Source organism: Ruegeria sp. HKCCE3926 (assembly GCF_017872515.1).
Lineage (GTDB): Bacteria > Pseudomonadota > Alphaproteobacteria > Rhodobacterales > Rhodobacteraceae > Ruegeria.
In genome coordinates, this window is sequence record NZ_JAEDOU010000001.1 from 1,544,268 (window position 1) to 1,566,462 (window position 22,195).

Annotated in this window: 22 protein-coding genes, 1 tRNA gene and 1 pseudogene; 12 read left to right on the forward strand and 12 right to left on the reverse strand. The window is 55.8% G+C overall.

Going from position 1 to position 22,195, the window contains the following annotated elements; translation table 11 throughout:
- The first annotated feature begins 68 nt into the window (after positions 1 to 68).
- From parE to I9184_RS07760, 3 genes are all read left to right on the forward strand, one after another.
- A complete protein-coding gene (gene parE, locus I9184_RS07750) occupies positions 69 to 2,027 on the forward strand; it encodes a DNA topoisomerase IV subunit B (protein ID WP_209833553.1) in 1,959 nt (652 codons plus the stop codon).
- Entirely contained in the window at positions 2,024 to 2,809 is a 786-nt protein-coding gene (locus tag I9184_RS07755) for a hypothetical protein (protein WP_209833555.1), read from the forward strand. The genes parE and I9184_RS07755 overlap by 4 nt, the downstream gene beginning before the upstream one ends.
- Before the next feature lie 344 nt (positions 2,810 to 3,153).
- A complete protein-coding gene (locus I9184_RS07760) occupies positions 3,154 to 4,122 on the forward strand; it encodes a UDP-glucuronic acid decarboxylase family protein (RefSeq protein WP_171723571.1) in 969 nt (322 codons plus the stop codon).
- Between the two features lie 83 nt (positions 4,123 to 4,205).
- Here the strand turns inward: I9184_RS07760 and I9184_RS07765 are convergent, their stop codons facing one another.
- Positions 4,206 to 4,817, reverse strand: a complete 612-nt coding sequence (locus tag I9184_RS07765; RefSeq protein ID WP_209833556.1) for a hypothetical protein — start codon at positions 4,815 to 4,817, stop codon at positions 4,206 to 4,208.
- 144 nt (positions 4,818 to 4,961) lie between these two features.
- Here I9184_RS07765 and I9184_RS07770 point away from each other — a divergent pair, with 144 nt between their 5' ends.
- Positions 4,962 to 5,309, forward strand: a complete 348-nt coding sequence (locus I9184_RS07770; RefSeq protein ID WP_209833558.1) for a hypothetical protein — start codon at positions 4,962 to 4,964, stop codon at positions 5,307 to 5,309.
- Between the two features lie 39 nt (positions 5,310 to 5,348).
- Here I9184_RS07770 and I9184_RS07775 read toward each other — a convergent pair whose 3' ends face one another.
- Both I9184_RS07775 and I9184_RS07780 read right to left on the reverse strand, forming a co-directional pair.
- Complete coding sequence (locus tag I9184_RS07775) at positions 5,349 to 6,188, reverse strand: DMT family transporter (protein ID WP_209833560.1); 840 nt, start codon at positions 6,186 to 6,188, stop codon at positions 5,349 to 5,351.
- 98 nt (positions 6,189 to 6,286) lie between these two features.
- A complete protein-coding gene (locus I9184_RS07780; protein WP_209547222.1) occupies positions 6,287 to 7,057 on the reverse strand; it encodes an alpha/beta hydrolase in 771 nt (256 codons plus the stop codon).
- A gap of 103 nt (positions 7,058 to 7,160) precedes the next feature.
- Between I9184_RS07780 and I9184_RS07785 the strand changes: the two are divergent.
- Positions 7,161 to 7,916 (forward strand): annotated as a pseudogene (locus I9184_RS07785) (hypothetical protein); the annotation flags it as partial.
- Between the two features lie 7 nt (positions 7,917 to 7,923).
- Here the strand turns inward: I9184_RS07785 and I9184_RS07790 are convergent.
- Entirely contained in the window at positions 7,924 to 8,598 is a 675-nt protein-coding gene (locus I9184_RS07790) for a TIGR04283 family arsenosugar biosynthesis glycosyltransferase (protein WP_209833562.1), read from the reverse strand.
- A gap of 73 nt (positions 8,599 to 8,671) precedes the next feature.
- On the opposite strand from I9184_RS07790, the gene I9184_RS07795 reads away from it, so the two are divergent.
- Both I9184_RS07795 and I9184_RS07800 read left to right on the forward strand, forming a co-directional pair.
- Positions 8,672 to 9,409, forward strand: a complete 738-nt coding sequence (locus I9184_RS07795) for a folate-binding protein YgfZ (RefSeq protein ID WP_209833564.1) — start codon at positions 8,672 to 8,674, stop codon at positions 9,407 to 9,409.
- Between the two features lie 113 nt (positions 9,410 to 9,522).
- The gene (locus I9184_RS07800) at positions 9,523 to 10,464 is read left to right on the forward strand and encodes an ABC transporter transmembrane domain-containing protein (RefSeq protein ID WP_171633590.1); all 942 of its coding nucleotides are present in this window, start codon (positions 9,523 to 9,525) and stop codon (positions 10,462 to 10,464) included.
- 53 nt (positions 10,465 to 10,517) lie between these two features.
- On the opposite strand, the gene efp is transcribed toward I9184_RS07800, so the two are convergent.
- Complete coding sequence (gene efp / locus I9184_RS07805; protein ID WP_170346480.1) at positions 10,518 to 11,081, reverse strand: elongation factor P; 564 nt, start codon at positions 11,079 to 11,081, stop codon at positions 10,518 to 10,520.
- A 218-nt stretch (positions 11,082 to 11,299) separates the two neighbouring features.
- On the opposite strand from efp, the gene I9184_RS07810 reads away from it, so the two are divergent.
- Positions 11,300 to 11,620: a DUF6280 family protein gene (locus I9184_RS07810; protein ID WP_037310273.1), complete on the forward strand. Its 321-nt coding sequence runs from the start codon at positions 11,300 to 11,302 to the stop codon at positions 11,618 to 11,620.
- Positions 11,621 to 11,707: 87 nt separating this feature from the next.
- Here I9184_RS07810 and I9184_RS07815 read toward each other — a convergent pair whose 3' ends face one another.
- Positions 11,708 to 12,277: a cobalamin biosynthesis protein CobQ gene (locus tag I9184_RS07815; protein WP_171633593.1), complete on the reverse strand. Its 570-nt coding sequence runs from the start codon at positions 12,275 to 12,277 to the stop codon at positions 11,708 to 11,710.
- A 62-nt stretch (positions 12,278 to 12,339) separates the two neighbouring features.
- Here I9184_RS07815 and I9184_RS07820 point away from each other — a divergent pair, with 62 nt between their 5' ends.
- Complete coding sequence (locus I9184_RS07820) at positions 12,340 to 13,797, forward strand: cobyric acid synthase (protein WP_209833566.1); 1,458 nt, start codon at positions 12,340 to 12,342, stop codon at positions 13,795 to 13,797.
- A 3-nt stretch (positions 13,798 to 13,800) separates the two neighbouring features.
- On the opposite strand, the gene I9184_RS07825 is transcribed toward I9184_RS07820, so the two are convergent.
- The 3 genes from I9184_RS07825 to I9184_RS07835 form a co-directional block, all read right to left on the reverse strand.
- Positions 13,801 to 14,574, reverse strand: coding sequence for a hypothetical protein (locus I9184_RS07825; RefSeq protein ID WP_209833568.1), 774 nt, complete (start codon positions 14,572 to 14,574; stop codon positions 13,801 to 13,803).
- Positions 14,575 to 14,647: 73 nt separating this feature from the next.
- Positions 14,648 to 16,066, reverse strand: a complete 1,419-nt coding sequence (locus tag I9184_RS07830; RefSeq protein ID WP_171633600.1) for a TolC family outer membrane protein — start codon at positions 16,064 to 16,066, stop codon at positions 14,648 to 14,650.
- Positions 16,067 to 16,160: 94 nt separating this feature from the next.
- Positions 16,161 to 16,814, reverse strand: a complete 654-nt coding sequence (locus I9184_RS07835) for a protein-L-isoaspartate O-methyltransferase (RefSeq protein WP_171723579.1) — start codon at positions 16,812 to 16,814, stop codon at positions 16,161 to 16,163.
- A 225-nt stretch (positions 16,815 to 17,039) separates the two neighbouring features.
- Here I9184_RS07835 and I9184_RS07840 point away from each other — a divergent pair.
- A tRNA-Cys gene (locus I9184_RS07840) sits at positions 17,040 to 17,113 on the forward strand.
- A gap of 15 nt (positions 17,114 to 17,128) precedes the next feature.
- Here the strand turns inward: I9184_RS07840 and I9184_RS07845 are convergent.
- Entirely contained in the window at positions 17,129 to 18,286 is a 1,158-nt protein-coding gene (locus tag I9184_RS07845) for a tyrosine-type recombinase/integrase (protein WP_348539512.1), read from the reverse strand.
- 565 nt (positions 18,287 to 18,851) lie between these two features.
- Here I9184_RS07845 and I9184_RS07850 point away from each other — a divergent pair.
- Complete coding sequence (locus tag I9184_RS07850) at positions 18,852 to 19,457, forward strand: helix-turn-helix transcriptional regulator (RefSeq protein ID WP_209833571.1); 606 nt, start codon at positions 18,852 to 18,854, stop codon at positions 19,455 to 19,457.
- Between the two features lie 200 nt (positions 19,458 to 19,657).
- Here I9184_RS07850 and I9184_RS07855 read toward each other — a convergent pair whose 3' ends face one another.
- Positions 19,658 to 21,148: an RES domain-containing protein gene (locus I9184_RS07855; RefSeq protein WP_209833573.1), complete on the reverse strand. Its 1,491-nt coding sequence runs from the start codon at positions 21,146 to 21,148 to the stop codon at positions 19,658 to 19,660.
- Positions 21,149 to 21,312: 164 nt separating this feature from the next.
- Entirely contained in the window at positions 21,313 to 21,768 is a 456-nt protein-coding gene (locus I9184_RS07860) for a hypothetical protein (RefSeq protein WP_209833575.1), read from the reverse strand.
- A gap of 203 nt (positions 21,769 to 21,971) precedes the next feature.
- Here I9184_RS07860 and I9184_RS07865 point away from each other — a divergent pair, with 203 nt between their 5' ends.
- A complete protein-coding gene (locus tag I9184_RS07865; RefSeq protein ID WP_245218050.1) occupies positions 21,972 to 22,145 on the forward strand; it encodes a helix-turn-helix transcriptional regulator in 174 nt (57 codons plus the stop codon).
- The last annotated feature ends 50 nt before the right edge of the window (positions 22,146 to 22,195 follow it).

The window sequence follows — 22,195 nt, forward strand, 5'->3', positions numbered from 1 at the left end:
GCGCCCCTCTTCCCCCGGACCACATCACCTGCCATAATGGGGGAAACTCAAAAACAAGAGCAGCACCCATGCCCGACGATCTGTTGACGCCAGAAGCGACCACAACTTATGACGCCTCCTCGATCGAGGTGCTCGAAGGTTTGGAACCGGTCCGCAAGCGACCCGGCATGTATATCGGCGGCACGGATGAGCGCGCTTTGCACCATATGGTGGCCGAGATCCTCGACAACTCGATGGACGAGGCCGTGGCAGGCTATGCCAACCGGATCGAGGTGGAACTGCACGCCGATTACGCCCTGACCATACGCGACAACGGGCGCGGCATCCCGATCGATCCGCACCCCAAGTTCCCGGACAAATCCGCGCTCGAGGTGATCCTGTGCACATTGCACGCGGGCGGCAAGTTCTCGGGCAAAGCGTATCAGACCTCGGGTGGTCTGCACGGCGTGGGCGCTTCGGTGGTGAACGCGCTGTCGGATTCGATGGTCGTACAGGTGGCGCGCGACAAGACGCTGTTCGAACAACGGTTCTCGCGCGGTGTTCCGCTGGGCCCTGTGGAAAAAGTCGGCGCCGCCCCCAACCGGCGCGGCACGACCGTAACCTTCCACGCGGATGAGGAAATATTTGGCCACCACCGGTTCAAACCGGCGCGCCTGTTCAAATCGATCCGGTCCAAGGCCTACCTGTTCTCGGGTGTGGAAATCCGTTGGAAATCAGCCATCGACGACGGTGAAACCCCGACCGAGGCCTCGTTCCACTTTCCCGGCGGCCTGTCGGATTACCTGAAAGAGACGATGAACGGCTCGTCCACCTACGCCGAGCAACCTTTTGCGGGCACCGTCGATTTCAACGAGAAATTCGGCACCCCCGGCAAGGTCGAATGGGCGATCAACTGGACACCGTCGCGTGACGGGTTCATCCAGTCCTATTGTAACACCGTTCCCACCCCCGAAGGCGGCACCCATGTGGCCGGTTTCTGGGCCGCGATCCTCAAGGGGATCAAGGCTTATGGCGAGTTGATCAACAACAAGAAGGCCGCCCAGATCACGCGCGACGACCTGCTGACCGGGGGCTGCGCGCTGGTCTCGTGCTTCATCCGCGAACCGGAATTCGTCGGCCAGACCAAAGACCGCCTTGCCACGGTCGAGGCGCAGCGGCTGGTGGAAAACGCGGTGCGCGACCATTTCGACAACTGGCTGGCCGCCGACACGAAATCCGCCGGCGCGATCCTCGACTTCCTGATCCTGCGGGCCGAAGAACGCCTGCGCCGACGGGCCGAGAAGGAAACACAACGCAAGTCCGCCACTAAAAAACTTCGTCTTCCCGGCAAGCTGGTGGACTGTTCCAGTTCAACACGCGAAGGCACCGAACTATTCATCGTCGAGGGCGACTCGGCCGGCGGCTCGGCCAAAATGGGGCGCGACCGCAAAACGCAGGCCCTGCTGCCCTTGCGCGGCAAGATCCTCAACGTGCTGGGCGCGGCCAGTTCGAAACTGGGCACCAATGCCGAGATCAACGACCTGACGCAGGCGCTGGGCGTGGGGCTGGGCAGCAAGTTCAACCTCGACGATCTGCGCTATGACAAGGTCATCATCATGACCGACGCGGATGTGGACGGGGCGCATATCGCGTCCTTGCTGATGACATTCTTCTTTACCCAGATGCGCCCGATGATTGACGCGGGTCACCTGTACCTGGCCTGCCCGCCTTTGTACCGCCTGACGCAGGGTGCCAAACGGGTTTACTGTCTGGACGAGGCCGAGCGGGATGAATGGCTTGAGAAAGGTCTGGGCGGCAAGGGCAAGATCGACGTGTCCCGCTTCAAGGGGCTGGGCGAGATGGACGCCAAGGACCTGAAAGAAACCACGATGGACCCCAAGTCCCGGAAATTGATCCGGGTCACCATCGACGAGGATGAACCCGGCGAAACCGGCGATCTGGTCGAGCGTCTGATGGGTAAGAAGCCCGAACTGCGGTTCCAATACATCCAGGAGAACGCGCGGTTTGTGGAGGAGTTGGATGTTTGAGTGAGACGACTGATTTTAGTATTCGCACAGATGAGTTGATCAAAGAAATATCTCTTGTACCGATGCTAGGGTTCCTGTTGGCGTTTTGTCATGAAAGCGCTTACTTTTTTTCTCTTGGTATCGACGCTAGATATATAATTTCACTACAGGATATAATAAGAGCTAGCACCTTAAGCATTTTGCCAGCAATTCCTCTAATTTTGATTGGGCTTTGGCTTGGCTCAGTCCCAAAACCAAAGCCCGCGAAAAGTGTCCGTGAAAAGGCGAAGAACTTCGTTGCTCTAGCTCCCGAAAAGATGGTGTTCATCACCGTCTATTTGTCGGCAGCGTGTTTTATTCTTTTGGGAGCGGCACCTGAGTTAAGTATTTCCTTTTTATATTTGGTAATCATAGTCGTAGTTGGAAGGATTTTCATTTTCCCCCATCTTAGACAGACTGGGGTTACTTCCTTCTTTGGGATTTGGATCATAATAGCTTCCTTGGGGCTATTCGCAGGCATGGGCTCATCGGAAGCATACGACGTAAGGTCAGGACAGCGAGAAAAGTTTCCGGTTTTGTCTTCAACTCAATTCTCGGAAGTCGCTGACTCCACTGCGTTTGTTCTCAGGAGTTTTTCTTCTGGACTTTTGGTCGGAACTAACGACCGCGAAAGAGTCTGGTTTTTAGATAGTACAACGACATCCACGTTGGAATTCGAAATTGACCCGGAACCCTTCAAAGGTCTTCTGTGTTACGCATTAGACTGGTGTTGGGCCAGTGGATGGGCGAACAAGCCCAAATAGACAGAACAGCAGGCGTAGTAGGGGTGCCCGTATCCATCATGTTGCTGCATCAAACTGGATGCAAAAGCCCATGCAACATAGCACCTTCCTGCGCCCGGTCCAAAGGCGAGCGAAAACGCGTTTGCAGTCACTACCGATGGTTTGCCTTCAGCCAAGCGGGGCGGGTCGGGCGCGTGCTTGATGCTCTGCATCAAGCATTGGATCGATAGGAAGCGCACCAACACCACACGCGCCCTCAAAAAACCAAAATCTACTGCAATTCAAATCCCTTCGGTTTACTAATCAAACCAAGACCCGGCTTCCCCGTGACAAGCTGGCTTGGATTTAACGATTAAGGATTTGCAATGGCCCGCCTTTATGACAGTCGAAAACGTGTTCTCGTAACCGGTGGGGCCGGATTTCTGGGCTCGCATCTGTGCGACCGGCTTCTGGATCAGGGGCATGAGGTTTTGTGCGTCGACAACCTGTTCACCGGCACCAAGCGCAATATCGACCATCTGCACAGCAACCCGCGGTTCGAGTTCATGCGCCATGATGTGACCTTCCCTCTGTTTGTGGAGGTCGACGAGATCTATAACCTCGCCTGCCCGGCCTCACCCGTGCATTATCAGCACGATCCGGTGCAGACGACCAAGACCAGCGTTCATGGCGCGATCAATATGCTGGGTCTGGCGAAACGGCTGAAATGCAAGATCTTTCAGGCCTCGACCTCCGAGGTCTATGGCGACCCGACGATCCATCCGCAGACCGAAGATTATTGGGGCAACGTCAACCCGGTTGGTCCGCGATCCTGCTATGACGAAGGCAAACGCTGCGCCGAGACCTTGTTCTTCGATTACCACCGGCAGATGGGTTTGGAGATCAAGGTCGCCCGAATCTTCAACACCTACGGGCCCAGAATGCACCCCGCCGATGGGCGCGTCGTGTCGAACTTTATTATGCAGGCCTTGACGGGTGATCCGATCACGATCTTTGGCGACGGTACGCAGACCCGGTCTTTCTGTTACGTGGATGATCTGATCGAAGGGTTCATTCGCCTGATGGAGACCGGCGCGGACGTGACCGGCCCTGTCAATCTGGGCAATCCCAACGAATTCTCGATGAACGAACTTGCCCGCGAAGTGCAGGCCCTTGTGGGGGCCGAGACCCCTGTCAGTTTCAAGGAGTTGCCAGAGGATGACCCGAAACAGCGCCAGCCCGATATCACACTGGCGCGCACCCTGCTGGGCTGGGAACCCAAAGTGCAACTGAAAGAAGGATTGCACGCAACCATCCGGTATTTCCGAGACCTTCAGGCCGAAGTCGAGACCTAGGGCCAAGGCCCGGTTTAAGATCCGGGCACGCCCCCAGCCCCTGTCCTGCCCCGGCGCTTGCAGAACCTTCGCAAAGCACCGCCTTATTCGAAATCTGCCTGATCCAGCAACGTATAGGTGAACTTGTTGCCAAACGCGTCGCGCCCGGCTTCGCATTTCAGCAGAAACTCGGCAAAGTGACGCTGATCGGCGAATACCTGACACCCGGCGGAATAGATCGTATTCGCCGTGTCATCGTCACCGTTGTTTGGCCCCTTGTGCAGATTTATGCCGAACATCCCGCTTTGAGGATTAACAAGGTTCAGGTTTCCATCCCTGTTGTTGTCCCGAAACACGGTAACGTTTCCCAGCCTTTGACACAGCGCCTTGTGGCCTCCGGGCCGGCCTCGTTTATGAATATCGATCTTGTAGCAGGACCGATATTGCCCCGGCGCCAGAATGGCCGTCCCATCCGGGTTTATCGGGTTCTTCAGGTAGTGATCGCTGGGATCGGCCGTCATCGGGTAATACGCTATATCCCAAACGCCAAGAAACCGGTGAAACACCGTCATGACATCATCGAATTTCTTGGGTGAAACCGGGTGGGCGCGAATGCCCACTATGTTCAGGTTCCAATCGACAGTTGGGGTGTCGAAAACTACGTAATCCTTTTGGGACATGACATCCATAATCGCTTCCACAGAGGGTCTGAACATCTCTCAATTCTCCTTAAACAATGCGGCCATGTTACCACAGAAGTGACCGACCGTAAAAATCGTCCCCTTGGCTTGTCGCTGAGCGCGTAGGATTTTCGTTGCCTAACCCGTTGATCTCGTTCAAACTTGCTGAAACACAAAACCATGATTGAGGTCCGGGCGTCCAAACCCTTTTTGATCGACAACAGATTTGCAGGACGAGAGGACGACCTGAAAACACTGACCTATGGGCTGGCCTTTGCTATGCTGGCGACCCAGGCCCCGGCGAAAAAGACGCTCAGCCTGGCATCTCCGATCCCGGACGGAACGGAAACACGGTTTTGCTATTACAAGGGGCTGGCTTTTTCCCCGGATTCCTTCATCGTGATCTCTGGCCACAACACCGTCACAGAAACGATCAACACGCGCGAGGAACGCCTGCTGCGATGCGTAAGCAGCGACAAAGGCACCATGCACTGCAAGCCACAATGCACGTTTCAGGTCGGCCGCTAAGCCAGAGGTATCACTGTCGCCCGAGGCTTTTCCGCCGGATCAGACTGTCATTCCGATCAGGGCGACACCCACGGCCATGAGCACCGCGGCACCCAACCGTCGCGCCCAGTTCCCTTCCTTGAGGAATACGAACCCGATCAGTGCGGCAAAGATGACCGAAGTTTCCCGCAGCGCCGAAACCGCGCCCAACGGTGCGAAATTCTTGGCGTACAGCACCAGACCATAAGCTGTCATCGATACCAGCCCGCCAAGAATGCCGATCATCCATACTTTGGCCGGCAGGTCTTTTAAGGTCGCACGTTTCCGAACCCCGACAAACCCGGCAATGAACAGGTGCAGAAACGCCCCCCATGCCCAATAGCTGAGCGTGTTGCCCGACAGCCGAACACCGATCCCATCAACGACCGAATAGATCGAAATGCAGAACCCGGTGCCCAGCGCAAACATCAGTGCATTGCGCCCAACGCCCGAGCGCAGAGCTTTCCAACTGCTCAGCTGGATGCCCACGGCAATCAGGGCGATACCTGTCCAGGCCTGAAAAGGCAGCACTTCTCCGACCAGGACCATTGCCCAAAGCGAAACCAGCGCCGGGACAATCCCACGGGCGATGGGGTAGACCACACTCAGATCACCGTGCTGATAGGCTTTACCCAGCATGAAATAATAACCGAAATGCACAACGGTCGAGAGCAGGATGTAAATAAAGCTCTCTGGGTTTGGCAGCGGTAGAGCCATCACCATGACCGCCGCAGGCAGCACTTGACCCAGAGCGACCAAACCCAGCATCGTGGTTCGATCAGCCGCTGTCTTCACGATTGCATTCCACACCGCGTGCAGCAAAGCAGCCGAAAGAATAATAAGGACAACGAACAGGGTCATGTCCGGACCTTTCCCGCAGAGGTTTCGCGTCAAAAGGGTCAACTGCCCTATTCACTTGGCGCCATGTCCGCAAAGGGTGGATTGTTGTCAAGCCCGTTTCAGGTCACCTGGGTTGTCATCCAAGTCTCGATCATCGAGGCCGGCCCTTCCCAACCCGGCTCCATGAACAGGAAATGCGCATGGTCTTCGACCAGCAAAAAGGTTCCGCGATCCCCATAGCGCGCTGCCAGTGCGCGGCAGGTATCGGGGTTAACAGCCCTGTCTTCGGCACCCGAGACCACCAGAACCGGGCAGTCAACCTTGTCGAAATCAACCTTGATTGCGTGATGGTCATCAAACATCCAAAAGAACATTTCAAACATCACGCGCCCGCTTTCTGCGCCCAATCGGTCGAATACAGCGTGTTGTTGCGCCTCATCCATCTTGTTCAGAGCAAACGGGGCCATCAAATCGAACCCGACCCGCATCGGCTGCTTCCAGAATGGGCCGCCTTCCATCAAGGTGCGCGGTACAGCGCGTTCATCATCGGTTTCGGGCAAGGTGCCCCAAGGCGCATTGGGATTGATCAAAACGATGGCACTGGCCAAACCACAAGACGCCACTTGCTGTGCCACCACCCCAGCAATGGCATGCCCCAAAATGACAGGTTTGCGATCCAGTCCTTTTACAAAATCGGCGATGTCGTTGGTGTAGTCCATGACACTAGTATCGGTCAGACCCGGGTCGGGGTCCGCTTTCGGATCACCGTCATGGTACCGCAAGGCAGGAACGTGAACCGTCCAACCTCGGTCCCGAAAGAAGTCCGCGTAATCCTGCATACACCAAGGTCCGGCAAATGCTCCGTGGATAAGAACGATTTCTTTGGTCATCGAAGTCCCCCCTGCGCTGTTTCCAGTATGGGGATATGGTAAGACGTTACAACTGCCCGTGATCCCTGTTGCAGGTCGAAGCACAGGTCCTAAGATTGGACCCATGAGTTTTGTGACCGACAATCAATTGCCCCTGCTGATCCTGTTCTTTATCATCGGCTCTATCGGCACTGCCTTTCTGTTTCGCAAACCGGCCGGGCACCGGGCGTGGAAACTGGCTGATCTGGTATGGGTTGTGCTGGGTGGCATCGGGGCATTGGTGGCTGTTTTGGCCGGGCTTTACACCTCGGACAGCTCGCGACTGGACCGACAGATCGACGTAGCCTATGCCGCGACGCTGGCATTTGACAGGGACGCGGCCCGGTTCCGCCTGCGGTTCTGTGATCCGGCCTATGATCCGGATACCGCCGTTTTATGCGAAAAGGTTGAATTCCTTTCTGCTTCGACCGCCAGCAACTCGGAACTACCCCTGTTCATCGCGGTCACGAACGAAGTGGCCCCCCTACAGGGGCTTCACTTCCTGGTTGGGGGTCAGTCCAGGGACGAAATGGACGAAATACGTGACATGGCCGCCAAGGCCGATGCCTTTGACATCGACCAGTTCCTTGTCTTCACTTCACTGGACGAAAGCACACAGACCGCCATTGACAATATGCGTCGCAAGGTTCCCGCGATTGCGGGCGACTATCTGATACTTGCGCAGAGCTACGATGACCTGATCGCGCAGGTCGGGAAGCTGAAAGAAGAATGGGAATACCTACAGGACAATGCTCATATTCTTGTTCTGCAAATCGTGGCCCTATGCCTTGTCAGTTTTGCGGCACCGTTTCGGCTGGGGAAATCCGTGGTCGAGCTGCGCACCACGCTCAGCGACGATACGTCTGCGCCAAAACTTGCGGGTCAGCCCCAAGAAAGTAACGCAGAAGAGTCCACAGGTTCCGAGCTCCGCGCCGAATCCACCCCGCCCGCTCATACCGCTCCGCACTCGTAAAGGCGCGTGTGTTCAGAACAGTTACCTTTGGCAACGCGCGCACCAAAGCCACATCTTCCATCAACGGCTGGTCGGGAAACCCGCCTGCCGCTTGATAGGTGTGACGCGGAACCAGCAACCCCTGATCTCCGTAGGGCAATCCCAGCATCCTGCTGCGCAGATTGGCCCAGCCAGCCACCCAGGCCGGCGCGATCCCGCGCGCGCGGAACGCCAGCTGAAACGCGGCAGGTTTGGTTGACGGCAAGTGGGCGCTGACGGTCTCGCTCCACCCCTTTTGCAGCACTGTATCGGCATGAAGAATCAGCAGCCAATCCCCTTTGGCCTGCGCGCACCCTCGGCGCAACTGGCCGCCTCGGGATGGCGGGCCGGTCACGACCATCGCACCGGCCTCTTCCGCAATATCCGGCGTGTGATCGGTTGAGCAGGCATCGCTGATGATCAATTCCCGGATCAACCCGGCATGCACCCCTTCCATCAAAGCCCCGAGACATTCGGGCAAAGCGTCGGCAGCGTTGAGGGTCGGGATCACGACGGTAATAGGCGCGGGCACGTCTGATAACCTCTGGTCTTGGCATCGGAACTTCCTATATCACGAGGCCTGAGGAAATGACGAGGACCAAGCCATGCCCACCCGCCGCATTCTGCGCCTGTCCGGCTCGGATACCGAAAGCTTTTTGCAGGATCTGATCACCAACGACATTAAGGGGTTGGACAACGGGCTGGTCTACGCCGCTTTGCTTACTCCGCAGGGGAAGTACCTGGCGGATTTCTTCCTGAAACGAGATGGCGACGGAGTTCTTCTGGATGTGGCCGAACACCTTGCGGATGATCTGGTCAAACGTCTGACGATGTACAAGCTGCGTGCGGATGTGACGATCGAGGGAACCGATCTGAACCTGCAACGCGGCACCAAGGCTGCGCCGGAAACCGCCCTGCCCGATCCCCGCCACCCGGACATGGGCTGGCGCAACTACTCCCCCGAACCCGAGGGCGATGACGGAACCGACTGGGATGCACTGCGCGTCCGGCACTGCATTCCCGAGTCAGGCATTGAACTGACCCCGGACAGTTACATCCTGGAATCCGGGTTCGAAGCGCTGAATGGCGTGGATTTCAAAAAAGGATGTTATGTCGGGCAGGAAGTGACCGCGCGCATGAAGCACAAAACCGAATTGCGCAAAGGTCTGCGACGCGTCGTTGTCCAGGGCTCGGCCCCGGTGAGGACCGAGATCAGTGCAAATGGCAAACCTGTCGGAACATTGTACACACAGGCCGGCGGAAACGGGATCGCGTATCTGCGATTTGATCGCGCAGGCCCTGAGATGCAGGCCGCAGACGCCACGGTGCGGCTGGAGGACTGAGCCCTCCTTGTTGCCAAATCGGCACGACCCGCGCATCAGCTTGTATCGAAAAGTTTGAACCCGTTGTCCTGCACTGCCAAAGTGCAGGACAACAGGACGAACCGGATACCCGCATGTTTCGACTTTATTCCGCGATCTGGCGCGCCAGTGCGGGGCGGCAGATCATCCTCATCATGCTGTCCGTCGCAATTGCGGGCCTTGCCGCCGTGCCGCTTGAGTTTCAGCGCGACATCGTCAACCACCTGACATCCGACGATGTCGGGACTGAAAAACTGATCCAGCTGGGCATCGGCATGATGGCCGTCATCCTGCTGAGCCTCGCCCTGAAATGGGTACTAAGCTATCGCGCCGGAACCTTGGGCGAAGACATGATCCGGCTGATCCGCCAACGCCTGCTTTGGCGTTCGACCGACCTGAAGGATTCAGACGAAGGCCTGCGCAAAGGCACCATGACCACCGCCATTTCGGCCGAAGCCGAAGAGTTGGGCAAGTTTGCCGGTGGAGCCTTTTCGGATCCGGTCGTTCAGATTGGAACGCTGATCAGTGTGATCGGCTATATCTCGTCCACGCAACCAGGTCTGGGGCTGATTGCGTTGTCAATGATCGTGCCGCAAATCATCATCGTTCTGGTCTCGCAGCGCAAAGTGAACACTTTCGTGGCGGAACGGGTTCGCATTCTGCGCGGTGCCACCGACCGGCTGACAACCGAGGATATCGAAGCCGTCGAGCGGGATATCAACACTATGTTCGATGACATTTACGACACGCGGCGGCGGATGTTTCTATGGAAACTGTCGGCAAAGTTCCTGCTGAGCGTGATCAACGGGGCCGGCACCGTCGGTATCCTGATGCTGGGGGGATATCTGGTCTTGCAGGGCAAAACGGATGTGGGCACCGTGGTGGCCGCCACCAGTGGGCTCAGCCGCATTCAAGGACCCACTGCCTTTTTGATCGCATTCTATCGTCAGGTCAGTGCCAATCGCATCAAATATGAACTGATGCTGGAATTGTTTGGCCCCGACCCAACACGGTATCGTTATCGCCCTAACGCATAAAAAAGACCGCGCGGCGAATGCCTGCCCGGTCTCTCATAAAAAGTGACGAAACGTCACGCGCGTTCGGAATATTCCATCGTTTCCGTGTTCACGACGATCATTTCGTCCTGGCCGATGAAGGGGGGAACCATGACTTTCACGCCATTGTCCAGCAGCGCGGGCTTGAACGAGTTTGCCGCCGTCTGGCCCTTTACGACCGGTTCGGTCTCGACGATCTTGCAGGTCACTTTCTGCGGCAGCGTCGCGTTCAGCGCCTCGCTTTCGTAGAATTCGACAACAATGGTCATGCCATCTTGCAGAAACGGACGACGGTCACCCAGCAATTCTGCTGGTAATTCAATCTGTTCGTAGGTTTCTGAATCCATGAACACCAGCATCCCGTCGGATTCGTACAGGAATTGCTGATCCTTCTGCTCCAGACGCACGCGTTCGACCTTGTCCGCCGAGCGGAAGCGTTCGTTCAATTTCGAGCCATTGCGCAGGTTGCGCAGTTCCACCTGTGCAAAAGCCCCACCTTTGCCCGGCTTTACATGGTCAACTTTGACCGCTGCCCACAGGCCACCGTTATGCTCAAGCACATTGCCGGGGCGAATTTCGTTCCCATTTATCTTGGGCATTACATAAATCCTTCACAAACGGTTGATGCATCAGTTGCGGTCCCTATATCTGGCGGGAACACACCTGACAAGACAACGACACCTAGTGCTGCAGGTGCAGCAAGCCATGCAAGTGACGCAACGCAACTATGCATTTTAGCTGTATCCGAATCGCACCTAATCGGTCATAAGGACCCTCACGCCGAAAATGCAAGAGCAAGAACAACAAGGAAGACGAGATGAGAGATTTCGTTGACGGCACTGCCTTTAACAATGAGCAAGGCAATCGTGCGCGCAAACTTTTCGCGGCCGTTGTCCTGGCTGCGCTTGATGATGCTATCGCCGATGACAAGAAATACGGCAATGGCCCCGAACAAATCGCCCGCTGGGCGCGTTCGCGCGATGGGCGCGAAGTTCTGTCCTGCGCAGGCATTGACCCGAACGAACGGGTTGTCAGCGGGCTGATGGAGTTCGTTGGCCGTGGCGTGCGCACCTCAGTCGCATTGTCACGCGAGGAAAGCGAGCGTCGCAACGCCGCACAGCAGGCTGAAGCTGCCTGAACCAAAGTAGATTTGGATTGAACAAACGCGCTCTGCCTATCAGAGCGCGTTTTTCTATGCCTGATCGTCAGGTAAGAAGCCAATGGCTCAAAAGAACAACAGCCATTGCCGCACCACCCAGAATTCAGCTGCCAGCATGGTCGCGAACAGGGCTTTGCCCCAGACCGGCAATCCACGCTGCCAAAGCAGAACATATGCGGCCAGACAGACAAAGGCTGACACCGGAGCCACCCACAAAGCATGATAGTCGCTGTCCCAATAGCTGACAGGGCTGCTGAACACCCAGTCGCTGATGGGCCAGAACTGTGGCCGTCCGTCGCCCGCATGAAGCAGGAAATCTGTCGCTAGATGCAACAGACCCGCCGCTGCACCGACAGCCAGAACGTGCCAACCTCTCCAGACTGCCAGCAGGAATGCCAGCCCCCAGAGGATAAAGGAATTGTCTATGGCGAATACGGTCTGCCACGCCGGGGAAAAGTAAAGCTGCCCGAAGACCACCTGCTCAGGGATGCTCAGAACAAACAGGGACACGCCCGCCATGACATACAGGGACAGATCCGGCAACAACGCTCCCAGCAGCGCAGCCCAGAGGATACGTCCTTGCGGCGGCCGGGCAAACACGGCAGCCCCGATCAAAAGATGCGCAGGCGTATTCATCCGGGGCTTTCCCTTTCGGCTCAAATCAGATCATCTGCGCCCAGACTTATAGGAGACAAGGCATGGTTCGCGCCATCATGATTCAAGGGACCGGCAGCAATGTCGGAAAATCGGTTCTGGTGGCGGGGCTGGCGCGCGCCTACACGCGCCGGGGCCTTCGGGTCGCGCCGTTCAAACCACAAAACATGTCGAACAATGCAGCCGTCACCGAAAATGGTGGCGAAATTGGCCGCGCACAAGCCCTTCAGGCCCGTGCGGCAAAGCGGGCAACACACACGGACATGAACCCTATTCTGCTCAAACCCGAGACGGATACCGGCGCGCAGATTATCGTTCAGGGGCAGCGTGCTGGCACGATGAAGGCCGGTGACTATCGCAAGGACAAATCCAAGCTACTGGGCGCAGCGCTGGAAAGCTTTGACAGGCTTTGCGCCGACGCTGATCTGGTTCTGATCGAGGGCGCTGGCAGCCCGGCTGAGACCAACCTGCGCAAAGGTGACATCGCCAATATGGGATTTGCCCGTGCAGCGGACATCCCTGTTGTACTGGTCGGGGACATTCATCGTGGCGGAGTGATTGCGCAGATCGTCGGTACTCAGGCCGTTCTGGACGAAGACGACGTGGCGCAGATCAGGGGTTTTGCCATCAACCGCTTCAAGGGCGACGTGTCCCTGTTTGACGAAGGCCGTGATGACATCTCGGCCCGAACAGGCTGGCCCTGCCTTGGGGTCGTGCCCTGGTTTCACGACGCCTGGAAACTGCCGGCCGAAGACATGATGGACATCCGTTCCCATACCGGCGGCGCGTGCAAGGTCGTTGTGCCTCAGCTGGAGCGTATGGCCAATTTCGACGATCTCGATCCGTTGTCCGCCGAGCCCGGCGTGAGCGTCGAGGTCATTCCAGGCGGACGTCCCCTGCCCGGCGATGCGGATCTGGTTCTGCTTCCCGGCAGCAAGTCCACGATCGGAGATCTGAGCTATTTTCGTGCACAGGGCTGGGATATCGACCTGTATGCACATGTTCGCCGCGGTGGACATGTCCTTGGGTTGTGCGGCGGCTATCAGATGCTGGGCAAGACCATTTCCGATCCTGATGGCGTGGACGGCCGGCCGGGCAAAGTTGATGGATTGGGGTTGCTGAACGTCGATACCGTAATGGGCGGGCAGAAACAGGTCATCCTGCGTTCCGCCCATGCCCTGCCAGACCGAGAACCGGTCAGCGGATACGAAATCCACATGGGCCATACCGACGGCCCGGACCGCGCCCGCGCATGGCTTGAGGTCGAAGGCAGACCAGAAGGCGCCGCCAGCAGCAACGGTCGGGTCAAGGGCAGCTATCTGCATGGAATTTTCTCGTCAGACGCATTTCGTGCCCGTTATTTGTCAACGCTGGGCGTGACGTCGGACATTGCCTACGAAGACGGTGTAGAGCAGGCGCTGGATGATCTGGCCGATCATCTGGAGCGCCACATGAATCTTGACCGGATGCTGAGCCTGGCCCAGCCACCACAGCGCGGTTGAATCTTATCCCAGATCTTTCGCGGCGAGCGCGCGCGCGATTTCCCGCCGCACCATTTTGCGCACGTTTCGCGTGATCCGCTCGCCCATCGCGCCTTGCAACTCCTGGCGGACAACTTCCGCGATCAGCTCACGCAATGTTTCTTCATCCAAATCCGTTGCCGAAACGTTTTCAACGACTTCAGTGGCACGATCGGATTCAGCCGGTCGTCCCGCCCGGATGAACTCTGCGTTTTGTACCGAAGCGGACTCGGGCTGCGGATCGTCCGTATCTTCCTGATCAGTCAGAACGACGGTCCTTGCGGCCGCAAACTCCTCTTCGACGTTCCACGGCAGGGAATGCGTCGGTGTGCCGGAATAGGCGTCTGCGCTGTCGCCATCCGGCTCCCATTGATCCTCGGTTTGCGCAATCGCCGCTTCCAGCGCTTCGATCTTGGCACTCAGACTGATCGCGGGATCATCGGCTGAGCCGGTTGCCGCGGAATGTCCCTCGGTCGCGTCATCCGCAGTGTTGGCAGGATCACCTGCCCTGACGATGTCGCAGGCACGCAGCAGCATCGGCTTGGCCGAGTCGGCAACATCAGGAGACGGCTTGGCGGGCATGATCTCGGGCTGAGCGGGTTTGCTGATGCGCAGCGCGTCCGTCAGCACCAAACGCCCCGGCTTTCGCGTAGCACCCTGTTGATCCGAGGAGGATTTACCGCGACTGTCTTCACTGACCAGACGTTTGACCGAAGACAGAACGTCTTCGATCCCTGCTTTCACGACATTATCAGACATTGTTCTCTACCGCTCTATCGTTGGATCGAGTGTAGCCAAACAATCCGAGCCCTACAACAAATAGTATTGCCGGTTAGTCCCGACGCAACGCTTTGAGGACTCGATCCAGATCCTTGCTCTGTTTGCTGACACGCGCGGGGGCTTTCTTGACCAGATTATAGTACAAAGTCGGGTCATAGATCTGAACCGCCAGGCCAAGACGTTCCGCCGTCAAAAGGCCCTGCGCCTGCAACAGCTGATACGCTGCGCGGGATCGTTCCGTTCGCGACGCCACTTCGGCCAGCTGCGCGTCCAGCAAATCCTGCTGAGCATTCAGAACGTCCAAAGTGGTCCGGGCACCCAAGGTCGCTTCTTCCCTGATGCCATCAAATGCAACCTGTGATGCGCGAACCCGTTCCGTCGACGCCCTGAGGCTGGCACTGGCTGCCTGGAACGCTGCATACCGGTCCGTAACGCCCTGTGTGATATTCTTTTGTACGTTCAGAAGATTCGCACGAGACGCATCCCGGTTTGCCATAGCGCGCCGCACGTTCGCGGCCAACCGGCCACCGGCGTAGATCGGCTGTGTAAAGTCCAGCGACACGGTCGCGTCATTCACATAGTCGTTGTTGTCATAACTTTCACGCACACCCGCATCAGCATTCAAACTGACATTCGGCCCAAGGTTGGCCCGCTGCTGCTGTACAATCAGATCAAAAGCGCGGACCTGATGCTGCGCCGACAGAATCGCCGGGTGGTTGCGTTGCGCGAGGCTGATCGCTTCTGCCTCGCTCCGTGGAAGATTGGGCAGGCTGGGTTGACCGGCCGTCCTCCCTGGCGCCTTGCCGACCGCATTGACATACTCAGCCTGCGCGATGCTCAGTTCACCACGAGCGACAGCCAGATCAGCTTGAGAACTTGCCAACTGCGCTTCGGAAAGCGCCACGTCCGTGCGCGTCACTTCGCCAACCTCGAAGCGATCATTCGATGCGCGAAGCTCTTCCGCCGAAACATCCACGTTGTTCTGGCGAATTGCGACTGTCTCTTCCTGAAGCAGCACGCCCAGGTACGCATTCGCAGCGCGGATAAGCACCTGTTGTTCAATGTCGATCAGGGTTTGTCTGGTCGACAGAACCGTTTCCTGCGCCGATTGTTTGCCCAGAACCGAGGCGCCACCATCATACAGAAGCTGGGAAAGCCTCAGCCCGGTGAAAAACCGGGACGGCTCGGTCGTTGTGACCACATTGTTGGTCCGAGACCGGGTATAATCTTGGCTGACCTGTACAGTCCAGTTGATGATTGGCCGCAATGCGGAAAGCGCGATTGCCACGTCTTCATCTGCCGCGCGCAGCAGCGCCCGGTTCTGCTCCAGCAAGCCGCTTGTATTATACGCGCCGATGAAGGCGTCTGTTATGTTGTCAGCCCACGCCGGACGCCCTGGCATAACGCTGATGGCAAGTCCTGCGGTCACTGCGAATGCCCTGACCAGCTTGCCTGTCGCTGAACCACGCATACCGAAATCCTCTCAAACGAAATTACACTGCCCTGAAGGCAGTTTGCGGTCTTCTTTTCAACTAATCAAGGCGCCAGCAGAATCTATCGGCGAACTATAGCGAAAATGCACACTCCGCCGAAAAGCTCTCTAGTATCGGTGCACTGGCGTTGAAGGCATCCCTCCAGCTGACCCGGCCTCCGGTCTTTCGACCGATCCGCACAGTTCCAAGATTGCCTTCAACAAACAGGCATGCAATCCGGCCATGTTCCTTGAGCTGATCCAACAGGGCGTCGGGAATCCGTTCAACACCGCCCTGCACCATGATCGCATCGTAAGGGCCGTGCTCAGCCGCACCCTGCTCCAAAGGACCGACGTGGATAATGGCATTGTCCACATCGGCCTCAGCCAATAGGCTTTGCGCCTCGGACGCCAGCGAGTCGTCGCTTTCCACACCAACAACCAACTGCGCCATACGCGCGGCAACCGCAGTGGAATACCCCGTCGCCGGACCGATATCGAGAATCATCTCGTCGTTCGAAATGTTGAGCGCATCCAGCATTTTAGCAAGGGTCCTCGGCTCGAGCATACAGCGCCCGTTGCCCAGATCGATCACACTGTCGGCATAGGCGGCCTCACGCTGTGCGTCAGGCACGAAGTTTTCGCGCGGGACGTTCAACATCGCCTCAATGATCGGGAACTTTGTAACATCCGAAGGCCGGATTTGCGTATCAACCATAGTGCGGCGCCGGGCAGCGAAATCTGTCATAGGATCTCTCGAGTCATTCCCAAAGTTACCCGGCTTTTGCCACATCCTGAAACGCCCAGCAACGGCCCTGTTGACGCAACCCCCTTGCACCTGTGCGTTTGCGGTTGCGGGCTTCGGCAAATTTCAATCTGGTCGTCAAAAATGCGCGCAATCCTCTGGACGCCCCTTGGGAAAGCTGCTAAAACCCCACGCACACCACGGCAAGTATTTGATTTTACTTGAAAAGGCGAGTTGGCGGAGTGGTGACGCAGCGGATTGCAAATCCGTGTACACCGGTTCGATTCCGGTACTCGCCTCCATTTATTTCCAAGCACTTAGCTCTCTCCTCTCTTTGCCCCATCCGGGGCGTTTACAATAGCGTTTACAGTTTTGCCCTCGCGGCGCTGCTTCTCGCGCTGCAGTAAGTCGAGAACTTCCACGCTCTCAGCAGGCGATACGGCGGCGTAATGCTCGATCACAGCGGCGGCGTAGCGAAGCGACCAGCCCATGTGATTTGCGATTTGGTTCAGGCCCAGGCCTGCACGCAAGAGTCTCGTTGCAGCCGTTCCGCGCGTATCCTGGAGCCTAAGCGTTGGATCGCTCAGCTTGTCGGTAATGCGATCTCGGTAGCGTGCGATGGCTCGACTTGCAGACGTGGAATTGAGCGGTTTGTTCCGATCATTGACCAGCAAAACAAGCTGATCCGCCGGTGTTTCATCGATCAGTTGCCGAAGTTCAGGCGTCACAGGAATATGTGCCACACGCCCCCTCTTCTGCGTGCGAACCCGAAAACGATCGATTCCATCGAAACTTTCAAGGTTGCCTCGCGTCAATCGCACAAGATCTGCAGGCCTAAGCCCGGTTTCGCATGCGAGCGTCATCACGCGCTGCACCCAGGGCGGTGCTGCTTCTTTGAAATACCGTTGGTCGGCGTCCGTCCAAACGATCTCTGCCCGGTCTACTGTATAGATGCGGTGGAGGCGGTCGCAGAAGTGCGCCGCAATCTTTCCTTCATCACGCGCCCAATTGAGGATGCGCACCGCGACTGTGCCGGCGTAGTCATGCTGCTTTGGCGAGTCTTTCCACTTCGCCCTCCACTCGTTGAGCTCACCCCTAGACTTTGGGTTTTCCCAAAGTTTCGCGGGATCATCAGCGAATTCCTCTGCAAAGCGCAGAGCCCATTTTCGATAATCCGCTTGTGTGCGTTCGCCCTTTGGCATTGCAGTGCTATCGAGAAAATCGTCCACCATCTCGGGCGTCATGTATGCGGCGGCAAACCTGGACTTTGCCTTTTCGGCAAAGGCTATAAGAAACTCAGGTTCGCGAGGCTCCTTAACCGATGACTCCCAGAATTTCGGGCCTCCGCCACGCCAGGCATAAAAATGAAATTTCACGCCTTCCACGGTATCGCGGCGAACACGATGCACACCCTTTGGCAAGCTACTGCGCGGCACGTCTTGCCCTCCGTCGCGCAACAAGATCCACTTTATCACTTTGCATCTCATCTACGCTTTGCAGTCCCTGTGCTTGATCCAATCTTAGACGGACGAGTTTGGGATCAAAAAAATTAGGGTTCCGCCTCAACGGGATGATGTCCAGAGACCGGCAGAAGTTGCGGAATGCATCGTTTGGAGAAGCAAATCCAAGCGCGACTGCAAGATCGTCAGATGATACTAGCCTTATATCTTGACAGCTGCTCGACACGGAAAAACTAGCCTCTTGGCTGACTTGCAGAGGATGAGGCTTCAATGCACATGAGCGCCTCGATGTGACTGGAGGTGAGCATCATAGCTCGGCCAAGTGAGTAAAACTGCCCATGCTCACGAGCCAGGCTTCGAAGAGCTCTTGCAGAAACAGAAGCACCGGATTTCTGCAGTCTTTTACACCACTCTTCAGGTGTTGCCATATCATCGATTGCAATCAAAGCTGCATCCTCCAAACTGCGTCTAACCGCAAGTTTCTACAAGTTTTTGTGCGATTCCAGTGGTAAAATACCCGCTGTTGAAGTTAAGCTCTATTTGAGCACAAACGTGCGCAATTACAGGTGAGACTTTTTCAATGGATCGCGACTTCAAAGCCCAATTCAGGGCCCAAGGTATAGCTGAGAGGAAAAGGCAAACTCGAAAGCGGAACGAGCTACGAAGAAGAGAGGCTTCGGAGTATGCTGAGTATCTTCGAAGAAAGGACGCAAAACAGCGTCGGGCAAGCCGTAAACATATTTGCGTTTCGGAAGGTCTCATCAGGTGCCGGAAGCAGCGGAAGCTGAACCAGACCGATTTTGCAAAATTTCTCGGAATCTCAAGACGTGCTTTGGTAAACTACGAAAACGGTCGGAGAGTGGTTGGTGGCGATGTATTGGAGAAGATACTGGCCGACGGGGAAATTGAAATGCACGACATATTCAATTTGAACCCTGATCCGGTCCCGATAAGTACCCGCCTGGAAATTGCAGAGCTAACGGCCAAACTGATCGCAGCGTGTCGCGACGAGTGTCCAAATATAGATATTGATAAGGTACTTTCATTGGTTCCACACACTGTCGCTCATTGGCCAAAGTCGCGACGGCCATCACGCAAGAACATCGAGAAGGCTGCCTTGGAGATCCTGGACGACGTTGACCACTGGGAAGAGGCAGAGGCGTATTGGGACGAACAGCAAGGATAGCCGTCCGATCGCTCCGCTCTGCATCTGATTGTTGTTGCAGGATACTTTCCAGTGGCGTGGCGCCGTTGCATTCTTCAAAGGTTGGCGCTCGTCACGAACAAAGCGATAGCAACCATTTGAGCCGTTCAGCATGCCCATCACATTGTGAGAATAAGCTAACCTGCTGAAATGCGCAGTCGATTCATCAGGTTAACCCAATTTCAGAAGGCATCGACACTCGGCGTATTGTATTCGAACCATCTAACGCCATGAGGTTCAGCAATAACGCGAACTCCCCTAACAACATGAACAGTTAGGGAGCTTGGATCCACCCTAAGTGTGTCGGGACGCGTGTCCGGATCGATAGGGAAGTCCTCCATGCCTAATACATCAGCAAAGGACAAAGGCTTCGATGATTCCTTGCTTGCCGCATCCTCATTATCTTCTTTGGGCGGAGGCTTGCGGACGGTCACCCGATACTCTCGTTCTGGACCTTCATTGTACATTTGCCAAGTGTCAGCATCAATCTCGGTATCTTTTGAGTGTTCAACTTTGAAGACGCGCGAAGACTTATTGAAAAGCACAACATTGAGGAATTCCGGCTTCTTATCGTCATTTTCATCTTTCAAATCTGTCTGGACAGAGGGGAAGAGAATACCGTCGAGTGGGTAGTCCAACGCCTTCGAAAGATAGTCAGCTATGACCTGGGTCGGAAGGTAGTCCAAGTCGGCGTCATTAGGCATGACTGGCATCGACATAAGTGCGGCCAAATCCCCAAGAAACTTGGTTCGTTTCAGAAGTGGAAGAAAATCAGGATCGAAATAGCTTCCAGCTATGCCTATCTGCGGCAACGAGCTCAAATCGAGTAACTTCACTTCTCGAAGCAACTGGAATTTCGCGACCAATACTTGGCTTCCCACTGGCGGTCGAACTTCAGCCAGCGCAGCATCTGGAAGGTTCGCTCCATAAAATGCAGCTACACCTCGCGAGTTCATGCGTCCGGCTGTCGCAAACCTTGTAGGAGGAGGTGCAAGTTCGCGATCAGGTGCCTTCATCGCTTGGATCAGAGCCTCATCCGTCTCAAAATGACGCGCTCGATAGAATTCTGAAATCTCGTGACCAGGGCCAGCTCGAACTACCAGTGGCCTCCCATCACGTGTCGTCAGGTCGGCTAAGCCGCCAAAGATCATTTTTAGGAACCCAAAGGCGTGGGGGCTGAAGTAACGTGTCTCAGTCTTCAGTTCCCGCTCGAACTCTCGCCATTGCTCCCAAATGTCAGAATAGTCAGCCGGCGTATCCCAATAGTGCGCATCTGCATCGAATTCGGCCTCCTCCCAATACTCATCAATGCTTGCATGACGATTGTTAAGAATCTTTTGGAGGTGACGTGCGACATCAGCTGAGACGGCCGTAACATCTTCAATGGCATCAATTGTTGGCTGTCCTTCGCGCCACCACGAAAAGTCGCTTTCCTTGTCCTTGAGCAGCTGTTCTTCGTACCAATTCGGTTCAGCAGGTGTGCGTTCGTAATGAGCCTCAAAAACAGCTTCAACTCTATCCGCCAATTGCTCTAACGGAATTGTTGGCTCCTGCTCTTCACCGCAGTAATCGCACAGCGCAATCGAGCCGGTTTTTTCAATTTCTGCGGATAAGTAGATTTCTCCAATACAAAGATGACAAATGTGGTTTTTCTCTAAGGCCTCGACGCACAATCTTCGCTTCCTTCAAGTCAATTTTCTGTGTGAGCTATGGCACGCACTGCCCGGACCCACAATTGCGAAGACTGCGAAAAAAATAGGTGCAGGCGCTAAACCCTGTCAAACATAATTGACCACGTCGTTGGCCGATGGGCTAACGGCCATAACACCAGTTGATTTCAACCTCTATCGGAGACGAAATCTAAAATACCCATAGCGTCCTCGGCTTCAGAAAGTTCCGCGACATGAAAAAGAGCGGCAATCTTCCCCAGGCAACTCACCAAGCTCACACCTTGATGATCGAGGACTTGGCAACCGTCAGCGCTGATCCACTTAATATCGACCCCCGCTCTCGAATTTATCGTGACTTCAAAGACACTTCCATCTGAAATCACTTCGATCTCACGAGCGGTTCGAGCGTTTTCACCTTGCCCCCGTGCCAATCTGTGAACTTGCGTTCTGTTACAGAAATTCTGCAATGCCTGATCCAAAGCCAACACTTCATCGGAGTCTATGTCAGCAAGGCCGTCCTGTGCCTGGAGTCCTAGCAGAGCATACTGTCCGTTCATAAAAACTCGAAGCAAGGTATCGAGTTTCTGATCAAAATCGACACTGATTTCGTCCAGAACATTCACAACTTGATGTCCACATCGATCGAGGTCAGAAACCAAAGAAACAATGAATTAGCGATTGTTTTCAGAACTCTACTCATTTCAAAATCCTCATCTCAAACACGAATGTCTCTTAAAACAGGTAGAGTTAAAACAGGCGATGCTCAATAGCATTATGCGTGAAACAAACGCCCAAAAGTCCTCTCCGCGACACTCTCGCACGAAACATGCGCCTTCTCAGAGCTGAGAAAGGTTGGTCTCAAGAGCGTCTTGCTGAAGAGGCAGGGTTGAATAGAACATACCTTAGCGCTGTCGAGCGGTCCGAACAGAACATTTCCATCGATAACCTCTACAGGGTTGCTATTGGTTTGGGCGTTGATTCATGGACGCTTCTCAAATGATGGGAACCGATCACTTCAAGGAGCATGCGACCAATAATGCCAAAGGATCA

Coding starts and splice junctions, on each gene's coding strand:
- parE (WP_209833553.1), top strand. CDS start 69: ATGCCCGACGATCTGTTGACGCCAGAAGCGACCACAACTTATGACGCC.
- I9184_RS07760 (WP_171723571.1), top strand. CDS start 3,154: ATGGCCCGCCTTTATGACAGTCGAAAACGTGTTCTCGTAACCGGTGGG.
- I9184_RS07765 (WP_209833556.1), bottom strand. CDS start 4,817: ATGTTCAGACCCTCTGTGGAAGCGATTATGGATGTCATGTCCCAAAAG.
- I9184_RS07770 (WP_209833558.1), top strand. CDS start 4,962: ATGATTGAGGTCCGGGCGTCCAAACCCTTTTTGATCGACAACAGATTT.
- I9184_RS07775 (WP_209833560.1), bottom strand. CDS start 6,188: ATGACCCTGTTCGTTGTCCTTATTATTCTTTCGGCTGCTTTGCTGCAC.
- I9184_RS07780 (WP_209547222.1), bottom strand. CDS start 7,057: ATGACCAAAGAAATCGTTCTTATCCACGGAGCATTTGCCGGACCTTGG.
- I9184_RS07795 (WP_209833564.1), top strand. CDS start 8,672: ATGCCCACCCGCCGCATTCTGCGCCTGTCCGGCTCGGATACCGAAAGC.
- I9184_RS07800 (WP_171633590.1), top strand. CDS start 9,523: ATGTTTCGACTTTATTCCGCGATCTGGCGCGCCAGTGCGGGGCGGCAG.
- efp (WP_170346480.1), bottom strand. CDS start 11,081: ATGCCCAAGATAAATGGGAACGAAATTCGCCCCGGCAATGTGCTTGAG.
- I9184_RS07810 (WP_037310273.1), top strand. CDS start 11,300: ATGAGAGATTTCGTTGACGGCACTGCCTTTAACAATGAGCAAGGCAAT.
- I9184_RS07815 (WP_171633593.1), bottom strand. CDS start 12,277: ATGAATACGCCTGCGCATCTTTTGATCGGGGCTGCCGTGTTTGCCCGG.
- I9184_RS07820 (WP_209833566.1), top strand. CDS start 12,340: ATGGTTCGCGCCATCATGATTCAAGGGACCGGCAGCAATGTCGGAAAA.
- I9184_RS07825 (WP_209833568.1), bottom strand. CDS start 14,574: ATGTCTGATAATGTCGTGAAAGCAGGGATCGAAGACGTTCTGTCTTCG.
- I9184_RS07830 (WP_171633600.1), bottom strand. CDS start 16,066: ATGCGTGGTTCAGCGACAGGCAAGCTGGTCAGGGCATTCGCAGTGACC.
- I9184_RS07835 (WP_171723579.1), bottom strand. CDS start 16,814: ATGACAGATTTCGCTGCCCGGCGCCGCACTATGGTTGATACGCAAATC.
- I9184_RS07850 (WP_209833571.1), top strand. CDS start 18,852: ATGGATCGCGACTTCAAAGCCCAATTCAGGGCCCAAGGTATAGCTGAG.
- I9184_RS07865 (WP_245218050.1), top strand. CDS start 21,972: ATGCGCCTTCTCAGAGCTGAGAAAGGTTGGTCTCAAGAGCGTCTTGCT.